The organism is Fimbriimonadaceae bacterium, assembly GCA_019638775.1.
Taxonomy (GTDB): Bacteria; Armatimonadota; Fimbriimonadia; order Fimbriimonadales; family Fimbriimonadaceae; genus JAHBTD01.
In genome coordinates this window covers 287045-298271 of record JAHBTD010000002.1, presented here as the reverse complement: position 1 = coordinate 298271, position 11227 = coordinate 287045, and the positions used below count along the sequence as shown (strand labels likewise).

Here is an 11227-nt window from a genome sequence, read left to right as displayed (position 1 = left end):
TTAGGTCTGGACCCGACTCCAATTCTGCCTTAGTCGCTTACGAGGCTTGCTTAATCTGCTCTGCCGTCAACAGGATTGGCGGCGTCTGCTCAGAAAGGACACCATCGGGAATGATCACACGCTTGATGTCGCTGCTGGGAACTTCATACATCGCATCGAGCATGATGTTCTCAACGATGGCACGGAGTGCACGAGCGCCCGTCCCACGCTTGATCGCTTCATTAGCGATCTCGCGCACGGCTCCATCTTCCACGATGAGTTCCACTTCGTCCATCGAGAAGAACTTCTTGTACTGCTTGACGATGGCGTTTCTCGGCTCGGTAAGGATTCGAACCAAAGTCTCCTCATCAAGCGGATCAAGCGTAGCCAGCACGGGAAGACGTCCGATGAACTCGGGGATCAACCCATACTTCAAGAGGTCCTCAGGCTGAACCTGTCGCAGCACGTTCGGATCGCGCTCTTTGTTGCTCTCGGGGTTTGCCCGGAAGCCCATCACGTTCTCCTTCATGCGGCGGCGAATCTGCTCTTCCATGCCATCGAACGCGCCTCCACAAATGAAGAGGATGTTCTTGGTGTCGATCTGCAGATACTCCTGCTGAGGGTGCTTGCGACCACCCTGCGGGGGAACGTTGGCAACCGTGCCTTCAAGAATCTTAAGAAGAGCCTGCTGAACGCCTTCGCCGCTGACGTCTCGTGTAATCGATGGGTTATCGCTCTTGCGAGAGATCTTGTCGATCTCGTCTACATAGATGATGCCCCTCTCACAAAGCGCCTTGGCGTTGTTCGGGTCGATGTTCTCAGCGGCCTGATAAAGTCGAAGGATGATGTTCTCGACGTCTTCGCCGACGTATCCGGCTTCCGTGAGCGCGGTCGCATCGGTGATCGCGAACGGGACGTTGAGCATCCGAGCCAAAGACTGGGCAAGAAGGGTCTTTCCGCATCCCGTCGGTCCGAGCATCAAGATGTTGCTCTTCTGAAGCTCCACGTCGTCGCTTTCGTCGGTAATTCTCTTGTAGTGGTTGTATACGGCAACCGAGAGAGCACGCTTTGCACTCTCCTGGCCGATAACGTATCCATCCAAGAATTCAACTATGTTCTTGGGCTTCGGCGTCTCTTCGCTGGCCTTGATGCCTGCGTGCCGTGCAGCCGAAGCAACCGAAGCGGCGGTTGTGCCCAAAGTCGTTCTGTCGATCTCATTGCTGAGAATGTCGTTGCACAGGTCAATACAGTCTGAACACACCGCTCCGTGGAGTCCCACAATGAGCTTCTTAACCTGCTCTTTACTTTTGCCGCACAAGCAACACTGGTCGCGCCTTTCCAAAGTCCTCGCCATCGTTTCCTCAATCCTATTATCGTGCGGTGGGACTGATAACTTTATCGACAATCCCGTAATTCATGGCATCTTCGGCAGATAACCAGTAATCCCGATCCACATCCTGACGCACTTTGTCTTCGGGCTGGCCGCTGTGGTCGGCAAGAATCTTCATCAGCGTGTCCATGTAATGCTCGGTTTCTCGAACCTGAACACGGATATCTGCTGCCGTTCCTCGGAAGCCAGCGCTAACCTGGTGGATCATGACTCGGGCATTCGGAAGGCAGTATCGTTTGCCCTTTGCGCCTCCAGCCAATAGGACCGCACCCATGCTCGCCGCCATACCGACACATGTCGTGGCAACGTCGCATTTGATGAGCTGCATCGCGTCATAAATCGCAAGCCCCGCCGTAACCGATCCTCCCGGACTGTGGATGTAGAAGTCAATGTCCTTGTCGGGGTCCTCTTTCTCCAAGAAGAGAAACTGTGCGATCAGCAGATTCGCAACATAATCGTCCACCTCAGTACCGAGGAAGATGATCCGATCCTTGAGCAATCTCGACCAGATGTCGTAGCTGCGTTCGCCACGCGAAGTCTGTTCGATGACATAAGGGACACCCATTCCTTTGATTTCCATATCCATAAATCCTAAGTTAGTCCGATTTCTTCTTACTACGGCTCTTTTTGGGAGCCGCACTGCGTTGGTCCCCTTCGAGGCTCATTTCCGATAGGACCGCGTTGTCCCGAAGGAAGTTCGCGACCTTGTGGAAGACAGCCCGGAATTGAAGTTCGTCCAACGCTTTGTTCTTCTTCAAAATCTCCAGCATCTCTTCCGGCTTCACCTCGTATTCCGATGCCATTGAGACCAACTGCATATTTAGATCGGCATTTGTGAGCTCCATCTTCTCCCGTTTGAAGATTTCTTGGATCGCAACTGCTCGCGTAACGTGCATTTTTGCTTCATTACGCCAAGATTCTTCGAGCTCAGCAACTGTCATACCTTGCTCTGTGGCATAGGCTTCCATCGACTTACCCTTGTCTTGCTGCTCAACCGCAAGCTCATAAAGTCGTCGACTCGCAACCTGCTCCCACATCGTGTCAGGAACGTGAATCGTGCTTGATCCAAGCAAGGCCTCAAGCAACTGCTCATTGAGAAATTCAATCGCCATCTGCTCTTTTGCGCCAGAAAGAAGCTCTCGCATCCGTGCACGAAGAGCATCCACACTGTCCGCTTGCAGGGTTTGAGCAAACTCGTCGTCAACCTCGGGAAGTTTCACCGAGCTAAGCGACCTCACCGTGACGTGGCACTTTTCTTTCTTGCCCTTCCAGTCGGCTTCTTGGAAGTTGTCGGGGAAAGTCAGCTCAACAACCTTGACCTCTTCTGCCTTCATTCCGCTAAGCGCCTTGTCAAGCTGCGGGAAGGTTTGTCCGGCAATGGTCATGAAGGTTCGGCCTTCGCCCGCTTCGCCGTCGATCTTGATATTCACGACGGTGACATCGCCATCCTGAACGCCACGATCGGTGATGGCCTCGCGAGTGGATTTGCGCTTGCGCAGCTCCTCAATCTGGTGATCAATGTCCTCGTCGGTGACATCGACCGGAGGAACGCCTGCGGCTAGACCCTTATACTCGCCAAGTTCGACGACCGGGGCCAACGGCACCTTGACCGAGAATTCGCACTTGGCTTCCTCCTCGTTGATCAAAGTAAGTTCGACCGAGGGCTGGCTGGCTGGCTCCAACTCCTGCTCTTTGAGAGCATCGCGGAAGGCTGCCCGCACAATGTTGTCCGCTGCCGAATCATAAAGGTCATCCTTCGGAATCGACTGGGCAACCATGTGCTTGGGAGCATGGCCGGGTCGGAATCCGGGAACCTTAATTCGCTTTGCGAACTGTTTGTAGGCCTTATCGAAACCTTCTCGAACCTGGTCTTCCCCGCAAACGACGGTCAGCTTGATGGTGCAGGGATTCAGATCTTCACGTGTGACTTGCATATTAAAAAGAGTTTCCTCGAGGGTTGGCGTAGCGCAGAGATTTTACCTGTCGGACTCAATCGGCGTCAGGTCGCACGATCCAGCCTCTGCTTCAGCTCTCATACGAAGGGCGCTATCGGTTACTCAGGTCCCTCATCGGTTGCCTTCGCCGGTGGACGCAGCACAGACAGCAAGATCGAAGTGCTCAGGATCGCAACAATGATTCCAAGCGACAAACCGATGGGAAACTTCTCATAATCACCTACGGTCAGCCAATCCACTTTAACGGCGTAATTGAAGAGCATCTTGCCACCGACAAAGACGAGAATGATCGCCAGGCCATAGCTCAGATAATGGAACAGCTTGACCAACCCGGAGATTGCGAAAAATAGGGCTCGGAGACCGAGAATCGCAAAGACGTTCGAAGTGAAGACAATAAACGGATTCTGAGTGATGGCGAAAATCGCAGGGATAGAATCGACGGCAAAGATGATATCCGTGAATTCAATAACGATCAGGGAGATGAACAAGGGGGTCGCCCACAGCTTCCCGTCTATCCTTGTAAAGAAGCTTTGCCCGTGATAGCCGGGGGTCACGGGCATGAGTCGCTTGAACCATCTCACGAAAGGGATGCCCTCTGGGTCGAGATGCTTGTCCTTAAGGGTAATCATCTTAATGCCGCTGAAGATCAACAGCCCGCCGAAGATAAGCATCGTCCAAAAGAACCTCTCCAACATCGCCGCTCCAGCCGCGATGAATGCCGCTCGAAAGATGAGCGCGCCCAGAATCCCGAAAAACAGCACACGATGCTGATACTTCGGGGGCACATTGAAGAAGGCAAACACCATGATAAAGACAAAGATGTTGTCTATACTCAGCGCCTTCTCGATGAGGTAGCCCGCCAAGAACGCCATCGCCGCATCCTTGTTCGAGTAGATGGTTCCATCGGCAGAGACCGCCGCGTGACTAACGCTGTCCCAAAAGAGGTAAATGCCCAGGTTAAACAGAAGGGCAATCCCAATCCAAACGGCGCTCCAAGTCAGCGCCTCTTTCATCTTTACCTCGTGCGACTTTCGATGAAAGACGCCGAGATCTAAGGCCAGCATCGAGAGGACAAAGGCAAGAAAGCCGCCCCAAACCCATATTGAAATACCTGCAAGTTCCATCTTTGATCTTCCCTTTTATGGGGCGGTTCATAGCCGCTGCGCATCACGCTTCAGCGGATTCGCATGTTGTGAGGGCGCGCGTGCACACCCGGTTGACGTGTGGGATTTCGGCTGCCTAAAAGTCGAACAGGTCTCCCAAGAAACCGCCCCGCTTTCGTTCACGCTTGTCATCGTCGTCATCGAATCGATCGCTGCGATTCTTCCCCGGGGCGCTTTGGTCTTCCAAAGAACGTTCGATGATCTTGTCAAGCTCACCACGGTCAAGCCATACGCCCCGACATTTGGGGCAGTAGTCAATCTCAATCCCTTTGCGCTCAGAAAGGAGAAGGTCTGTGTTGCATGTTGGACAGGTCATTTTTCAGTGGGTTCCTAGGTTCTATTCAAGGCCAAGAACCGAATGTGCCTTCGGTTCTTGGCAGTAACGACGGGGCATTCCGAATCTGCATTTCCAACTCAGCGGCTCAATGCCATGAGTCGTGAAATGCGATCCTCGGTCGTGGGGTGGGTTCGGAATAGGCTGGATATCCCACCCCTCATTCCGAACGGATTGATGATATAAAGGTGAGCCGTGGTAGCGCTCGCCCTCGTCGGCAGCTTTCCTGCCGTCGATTCAAGCTTGCGCAAAGCGTTCGCCAGCCCATGGGGCGATCCGGCAATCTCAGCTCCAAGCCGATCGGCTTCATACTCCCGTGCTCGCGAGATCGCCAACTGAATGATGATCGCCGCGAACGGCGCAACGATGCTCATCACAATAAGCGCGAGCGGGTTCATACCGTCCTCGTCGCCCCCGCCAAAAATGGCGAAGATGCGCATGAAGTCGGCAAGAAGCATGACTGCGCCTGCAACCGTCGCAACCACTGCCATCGTGAGTGTGTCGCGGTGGCGGATGTGAGCGAGTTCGTGGGCGATAACCCCCTCAACCTCGGGCTGATCCAGAATCTGTAGCAGACCCGTATTTACGGCGACGATGCCGCGTTCTGGACTGCGCCCGGTGGCGAAGGCGTTAGGCGTCGGGTCATCGACGACGTAGAGTCCGGGTTTGGGAATACCCGCTCGTGCCGATAGCCGCTCCACCATGGCATGAAGCTCGGGAGCCTGTTCCGGGGAGACCGGACGGGCCTTCGTCATCTTCACGACGAGCTTGTCGCTAAACCAGAAACTCCCGAGGTTGAGCACGATCGCGAGCCCAAGGGCGATGATGGCCCCGGTTGCCCCGCCGAGCGCTCGTCCAATCAGGACAAGGATCGCGGTTAGGGCGACTAACAGGATTCCAACTTTGACTGTGTTCATCATGATCATTCTCACCAGGAGTAACAAAAAAGACCTTCATCGCAACGAAATGCGATGAAGGTCTTGCGATTTTGGGATCACCGGCTTTTCAGCGTCTTGACGATGATCTCCCCCTGGTTGCCCAGGGCGCTACTCCCCTTCTGGGTTGATTTGTTTCTCTGTCTATTCTAACGCCGAGCGCAGCTCGTTTGTTTCGGACCTCCCAACAGTCCTATCAACCGCCCCGTCATCGACCTAGTCAAACAGCGATGGTCCCTCGTGGCGGATGATGTTCGCCGCTTCTTCGGTTACGCTGTCCAAAGGCGGCAATTGATCCAGCGCCTTCAGATTGAATTGATGCAGAAACTGCTGGGTCGTGCCATAAAGGACAGGACGTCCAGGAGCGATCTTCCTGCCTACCTCTCGAATAAGTCGCCTCTCCAGCAATGCCCGGATAGAGTAGTCGCTCTGCACGCCCCGAACCTTCTCCACATCGCCCATGGTCACCGGTTGCTTATAAGCAACGATGGCAAGCACCTCCATCAGCGACCGGCTTAACTTCTGCCGCTGAGGGCTCAGGAAGCTGCCGATAAGCTCGGCAAACTCCGGCTTGGTCGATAGCTGAAATCCTCCCGCAAGTTCGACAAGCTGGATTGAGCCATTTGCATGAAGTCGCTCGGCAAGGATTTCAAGCGCTTGGCTAACCTGGCCCTGAGTCACGCCCAACTCTCGCGCCAGCACTTCCAGAGCGACGGGCGAATCGGCCACAAACAAGATGGCCTCAAGACTGTCGACTATGTTCGCCTTGGGATCGGAATTCGCTGCCATAGCTTCAAAAGCGTTCAGAGATTGTGCCCAAAGAGGACACACGATTGCTTGCAAGGGTCGAAATCTTCAAAGGCATCTGCAGAGCATCAAACCTTGCGACGGAACTGCACGTCCTCTTCACTGACCTGTACATTCACCTGCCCAAGCCGAATCAGTTCAAGCAAAGCCAAGAACCACCACACCGCTTCTTGCCGAGTGAAGGGCTCTTTCACCAAACTATCCAGGCTCGCCCAATCCGTAGTCAGTGCGGCAAGCACAAGCTTCATCTGCTCGGTGAGAGATCGGCGCGGGCCGCCCAAAACTTCGGGCTTCTCCGGTGTCGCTCGCGAAAGCAACCGAGCCAGCGCACGGGCCAAATCAGCGGGCTCGATCTCTTCCAATGTATATGGCAGTTCGTAAGGATCTGGCCCAGCGTCCTGGGGTCGGAAGAACTGATGAGTGCGCTCTTCATGAAGGGTGCGCAATTGCTCAATGGCAAGCGCAAACTCATGGACATAAGGCTCCATGAGCTCCATCGGATCGTCAAACTCAGGTTCGGGTTCGGCGACTGGCAAGAGCGCCCAAGCCTTACGCTCAAGCAAGTACGCAAGCGCGGTGAGAGCGGCAGCAGCCTCATCCAGACTGATCTGCTCGGATTCTGCAAGGTAAAGGAAATATGCAGAGCAGATTGGAAAGAGGGGGATGTCCAGAAGATCGACCTTTCGGTCGCGGACACAAACAAACAGCGCCGCCAGCGATCCTGAAAACTTTGGAGACTCGACCTGGATGGGAGGAGGCGCAATGACACCCACCGACGACAGAGTCGCCAGCGCCTTTTCATTGGGATCGCGGCGTGGAGCCATGCTTGGAGTCATGACGTTTGAGGAGAATCGGGCGAAGCCGATACTTTTCCCCATTGTAACTCGGCACGAGAGTTTCAACCGTGCTCGACCTGCCCGATCCTGGCAACTCTTACAGGACTCGGCGCTCTGCCCCTCACTCACGCGTCAGCGTATATAGCCAGATCGCGCCCTGTTCCCACCAGCTAAACTGTCTGGCATGCGGGTTTTGCGCTATGCCTTAGTTTCAGCTCTCGTCCTCATCGCGACATTCGTTCGTGCCGATGCACTGGATGATCTTGTCAGCGCGGAGATGCAGACCGAACACATCTCCGGGATCGCGATTGGCATCGTCAAGGACGGGAAGCTGATCGAGCGGCGCAACTACGGGCTGGCAAACCGTGAGACCTGCGTACCCGTTGGCAGCCAGACCGTCTTTCGCATCGCAAGTCTCTCGAAAGCTTTCACATCCGCCGCAGTTCTGATGCTGGCTGACGAGGGGAAGGTCAGGCTCGATGAGCCTGTTAAGACCTATGTTTCAGACGTCCCAACAGAGTGGGCAGGTATTACCGTTCGGCATTGCCTCAACCACATCAGCGGCATTCCCGACGTTTCTCGAACGAAGTGGGATATCACCAAAGACTATACGGAAGCAGAGTTTTTTGAGCTGTTTAAAGGGCTTACGCTGGAATCGAAACCTGGCGAGAAATACGCCTACAGCAACTTTGGCTACTCGACGCTGGGAATTCTTGTTCATCGCGTAAGCGGGAAGCCGCTATGGGAGTTCGTCAAGCAGAGGATCTTCGAGCCACTGGGCATGACGAACACCTATTACTATCAACCCGAACTTTCCTTGAAGCCCTTTGCCGTGGGCTACGAGTACGAGGAGGGCAAGTTTGAGCTTGGCGTTACAAAGCGCCCCATGATCTACTCGGGCAGCGGGGGCGTGATGTCTTGCGTCGAGGACCTTGCAAAGTGGGATGCGGCGTTGAGGTCGGGCACGCTTATCAAACAGTCCATCAAGGATCCCTGGTGGACAGCCGGCAAACTCAACGACGGGACTTCCACGAGCTATGGGATGGGCTGGATGCTATCGAATCGCAATGGGCTCAAGAACGTTCACCACACCGGCACAACCCCCGGCTTTACCGCGATGATTTGTCGCTATCTTGAAAATGGCATCACGGTGATCGTTCTTCGGAACGGGTTAGGCACCAAGATTCGCGAATTCTGCGACTCGATCGCTAAGCTATATCTGCCCGAAACACGGCAGACGTTGCTCGCTTTTCCAAGCGCACAAGAGCCGCTCTATGCCCTCATTTTTGAATCCATGAAGCCTCATTTGCAAATTTCAGTGTTATGATAGATGCATGGCGCAGACCAAAGAAGCCACTCCCATACAGCAAGAGCACACCGAACCTTACCCCTGCCCGGCATGTGCAACCTTTGTGGCAGCAAAGGAGGCTATTTGCCCGAGTTGCGGTGAGGTTTTGCGTCATTCCCCGAGGTTCGCAGTCGTGCAAGCTACCCATGCCGATTGGCGGGATGTGGGATTGCCCTACATGGCGGCATTTTGGGTCCTTCTCCAAGCAGGCGGCTTGTTCGTACTCAACGGCACGGCTTATCTTGGCTACGTCGTTACTGGGCTGAGCGCGCTGATGTTCGTGCCCATCGTTGGACGCATGGATTGGGCAAGCGGAATGACCAAGTTTGTTTGCGGCGTCACGGCCGTTAGAGGCGGATTTCTAATCTACGATAGTCTCGCGCACGGACCCCAGTCTCCCTGGGCAGCAGTGATCGGGGGTGTTCTGATGGTTGCTTCACTGATCCTCGGTTGCATGATCTATTACAACGAAGAGTGACCCCACGCTTCGTGCATTCTGTTGGGCTGAGAGTCCAAATCATGCGCTTGACTTTCGAGTAGCGCTTTTAATTTACGACTAACGCGCTAATCATTCTCTAAATGTTCAATCTAATTTGAACATCAACACCATAACCTGACAATAATCCTTGAAATACTGCATCCCTGCTTGCACATTTTCGTAGTTGTATTGTCGATTTATCTTATAATCGACCATCAGGTTACAAATGGATACTCAGGCTCCCCCCACCGACAACCCACATATGATGGGTGATCAGTGCTATTCGCAAGGCGACTATGCAGCTGCGGTCGAAGCCTATCGTCAAGCTGCGGAAAAGAACCCCGCTAACGCGACTGCATGGAAATCTCTAGGGCTTAGCTTTATTGCACTTAAGCAATTTGACGAAGCGATTGAAGCTGGCAGAAAAGCATCGGAGCTTCAACCAGGAAACGCGGAGGCGCGTTATACCTATGGTTACGCCCTCGGTGCGGCAGGCCGCTATAACGAGGCTATCCGTGAGCTTGACGCGGCCCTGCATCTCCAGCCGAACAACGCCAACGCAAAACAGGCGCTGATCTACTCCCTCGTGCAAGTCGGCATGAAGGCTTTGAGCGACGACCCCTACGACGCTGAAAAAGCGTTCGATAGGGCTCATAAGCTCGACCACAAAAACCCGCATGTGATCGCCCAACTCCTTGAGCTCTACTTGTTCATGGGGCAGAAGGGTAAGGCTATCCAACTTGTGAAAGGCTTAACGGACAACCAGAAGGCAGAGTCGGGAATCAAAGCCGCTATTGAGAAAATGGAGCAGAATGCGGAGTTCAAAACGGCCCTTCAACAAGCCGCGATGCAGCAGCACGTCACTGCACAGCCTCCTCAAGCTGCCAAGCCAGCGCCCGTGATCCAGCAGATACCGTGCCCAAACTGCAAGCAGATGATCATGGATTACGCCGCGATCTGCCCTTACTGCAACTTCCAGAACCGGCAGTACGGATCATTTGCCGGCATCAAAGCCTCTACGCCTTCGACCACATGGCAGGAAGTCACCTACATGATCCTTTCTGTGATCTGGTGTTTGCTGTCGATACTGAACATTATTCTTGGATTTCAAATTCAAGTTGAAGGCTTCAAAGCCTTTGCTGTTACTATTGGAGTCGTAAATTTGGGCGTTGGTATTGGCCTGCTGTGCCGAACAGAATCGCTGATGTTCATCGCGAAGATTTTCTGCTATTTGAACCTACTGCGATGCACCCTGTTCATGATGATCGAGCTCTTTGCCGGATCACCGCTGTGGGGTGTTTTTCACATGGTGCAGCTCGGTATGTACGGCCTTATGGTCTATCTCATCAACTACGAAGGCGGGTAGGACCGCTTCCGGTTCGATCTAGGACCCTGTCTACCGCAGGCTCACCCTCGGTTTTGCGCAGTGTCGTCTAACGAGGTGTTATGAAACCTTTAAAGATCGCATTCGCAGGATTGCTTGCTGCCACGATCTGCGTTTCAGCAGCAAAGCCAACACCTAAATCGACACCCGTTACGGTGACGATCCACCGGGTCAAACAAGATGACGACCTCGATAAGCCAACGTTTGGCATCACCAAAGACCGTGCCGACTTTTACGTCAAGATTTGGATCGACGGAAAGCGCTGGGTCAGCAAAAATTTCTCAACCGACGACGGAAGACCGAAGGACTGGCGCTTCACGGTTCCTGTAACCAGCAACACCACCAAGATAAGAATCAAACTATGCGACGATGATGGTGGTCTTGAAGAGCAGGACGACTTTGTCGACATCAACCCGAAGGACAAGAAGAAGGACCTCGACCTTGTCTACAATATCAGCCGAGGAACCATCTCGGGTGACCTCAAGGGTTCAAGAGGCAAGATCATTCACGCCAAAGGAAAAGGAGACAGCAGCCAGGGCGAACTCTGGTTTAGCGTAAAGTAACACCATCCAAGCTTAAACTCAAGAGCCGGACGCCTTGGAGACGCGTCCGGCTCGT

Annotated in this window: 12 protein-coding genes; 4 read left to right on the top strand and 8 right to left on the bottom strand. The window is 53.9% G+C overall.

The window, feature by feature from the left end; genetic code table 11:
* Positions 1-37 precede the first annotated feature (37 nt).
* From clpX to KF784_07525, 8 genes are all read right to left on the bottom strand, one after another.
* Entirely contained in the window at positions 38-1333 is a 1296-nt protein-coding gene (clpX, locus tag KF784_07560) for an ATP-dependent Clp protease ATP-binding subunit ClpX (protein ID MBX3118908.1), read from the bottom strand.
* Positions 1334-1349: 16 nt separating this feature from the next.
* Positions 1350-1934 carry an ATP-dependent Clp protease proteolytic subunit gene (locus tag KF784_07555; GenBank protein ID MBX3118907.1) on the bottom strand — a complete coding sequence of 195 codons (585 nt, stop codon included), beginning with the start codon at positions 1932-1934 and terminating at the stop codon, positions 1350-1352.
* Between the two features lie 31 nt (positions 1935-1965).
* Positions 1966-3303 (bottom strand): trigger factor, encoded by a 1338-nt coding sequence (gene tig, locus KF784_07550; GenBank protein ID MBX3118906.1) that lies wholly within the window; start codon positions 3301-3303, stop codon positions 1966-1968.
* Between the two features lie 119 nt (positions 3304-3422).
* Entirely contained in the window at positions 3423-4448 is a 1026-nt protein-coding gene (locus KF784_07545; GenBank protein ID MBX3118905.1) for a TerC family protein, read from the bottom strand.
* Between the two features lie 115 nt (positions 4449-4563).
* Positions 4564-4803, bottom strand: coding sequence for a zf-TFIIB domain-containing protein (locus KF784_07540; protein ID MBX3118904.1), 240 nt, complete (start codon positions 4801-4803; stop codon positions 4564-4566).
* A 98-nt stretch (positions 4804-4901) separates the two neighbouring features.
* Entirely contained in the window at positions 4902-5741 is an 840-nt protein-coding gene (locus KF784_07535; GenBank protein ID MBX3118903.1) for a zinc metalloprotease HtpX, read from the bottom strand.
* A 231-nt stretch (positions 5742-5972) separates the two neighbouring features.
* Entirely contained in the window at positions 5973-6545 is a 573-nt protein-coding gene (scpB, locus tag KF784_07530; protein MBX3118902.1) for an SMC-Scp complex subunit ScpB, read from the bottom strand.
* Between the two features lie 86 nt (positions 6546-6631).
* The gene (locus KF784_07525; GenBank protein ID MBX3118901.1) at positions 6632-7387 is read right to left on the bottom strand and encodes a hypothetical protein; all 756 of its coding nucleotides are present in this window, start codon (positions 7385-7387) and stop codon (positions 6632-6634) included.
* A 196-nt stretch (positions 7388-7583) separates the two neighbouring features.
* Between KF784_07525 and KF784_07520 the strand changes: the two genes are divergently transcribed.
* The 4 genes from KF784_07520 to KF784_07505 all read left to right on the top strand — a co-directional run bounded on the left by KF784_07520 (position 7584) and on the right by KF784_07505 (position 11172).
* Positions 7584-8726, top strand: coding sequence for a beta-lactamase family protein (locus KF784_07520; protein MBX3118900.1), 1143 nt, complete (start codon positions 7584-7586; stop codon positions 8724-8726).
* A 7-nt stretch (positions 8727-8733) separates the two neighbouring features.
* Positions 8734-9225, top strand: a complete 492-nt coding sequence (locus KF784_07515; GenBank protein MBX3118899.1) for a hypothetical protein — start codon at positions 8734-8736, stop codon at positions 9223-9225.
* A 226-nt stretch (positions 9226-9451) separates the two neighbouring features.
* Positions 9452-10591: a tetratricopeptide repeat protein gene (locus tag KF784_07510; GenBank protein MBX3118898.1), complete on the top strand. Its 1140-nt coding sequence runs from the start codon at positions 9452-9454 to the stop codon at positions 10589-10591.
* 80 nt (positions 10592-10671) lie between these two features.
* On the top strand, positions 10672-11172 hold the full coding sequence (locus tag KF784_07505) for a hypothetical protein (protein ID MBX3118897.1): 501 nt from the start codon (positions 10672-10674) through the stop codon (positions 11170-11172).
* Positions 11173-11227: the final 55 nt, after the last annotated feature.

What these genes read in the sequence shown, in the direction of transcription:
- clpX (MBX3118908.1), bottom strand. Translation starts at nt 1,333, where the DNA reads ATGGCGAGGACTTTGGAAAGGCGCGACCAGTGTTGCTTGTGCGGCAAA.
- KF784_07555 (MBX3118907.1), bottom strand. Translation starts at nt 1,934, where the DNA reads ATGGGTGTCCCTTATGTCATCGAACAGACTTCGCGTGGCGAACGCAGC.
- tig (MBX3118906.1), bottom strand. Translation starts at nt 3,303, where the DNA reads ATGCAAGTCACACGTGAAGATCTGAATCCCTGCACCATCAAGCTGACC.
- KF784_07545 (MBX3118905.1), bottom strand. Translation starts at nt 4,448, where the DNA reads ATGGAACTTGCAGGTATTTCAATATGGGTTTGGGGCGGCTTTCTTGCC.
- KF784_07540 (MBX3118904.1), bottom strand. Translation starts at nt 4,803, where the DNA reads ATGACCTGTCCAACATGCAACACAGACCTTCTCCTTTCTGAGCGCAAA.
- KF784_07535 (MBX3118903.1), bottom strand. Translation starts at nt 5,741, where the DNA reads ATGATGAACACAGTCAAAGTTGGAATCCTGTTAGTCGCCCTAACCGCG.
- scpB (MBX3118902.1), bottom strand. Translation starts at nt 6,545, where the DNA reads ATGGCAGCGAATTCCGATCCCAAGGCGAACATAGTCGACAGTCTTGAG.
- KF784_07525 (MBX3118901.1), bottom strand. Translation starts at nt 7,387, where the DNA reads ATGGCTCCACGCCGCGATCCCAATGAAAAGGCGCTGGCGACTCTGTCG.
- KF784_07520 (MBX3118900.1), top strand. Translation starts at nt 7,584, where the DNA reads ATGCGGGTTTTGCGCTATGCCTTAGTTTCAGCTCTCGTCCTCATCGCG.
- KF784_07515 (MBX3118899.1), top strand. Translation starts at nt 8,734, where the DNA reads ATGGCGCAGACCAAAGAAGCCACTCCCATACAGCAAGAGCACACCGAA.
- KF784_07510 (MBX3118898.1), top strand. Translation starts at nt 9,452, where the DNA reads ATGGATACTCAGGCTCCCCCCACCGACAACCCACATATGATGGGTGAT.
- KF784_07505 (MBX3118897.1), top strand. Translation starts at nt 10,672, where the DNA reads ATGAAACCTTTAAAGATCGCATTCGCAGGATTGCTTGCTGCCACGATC.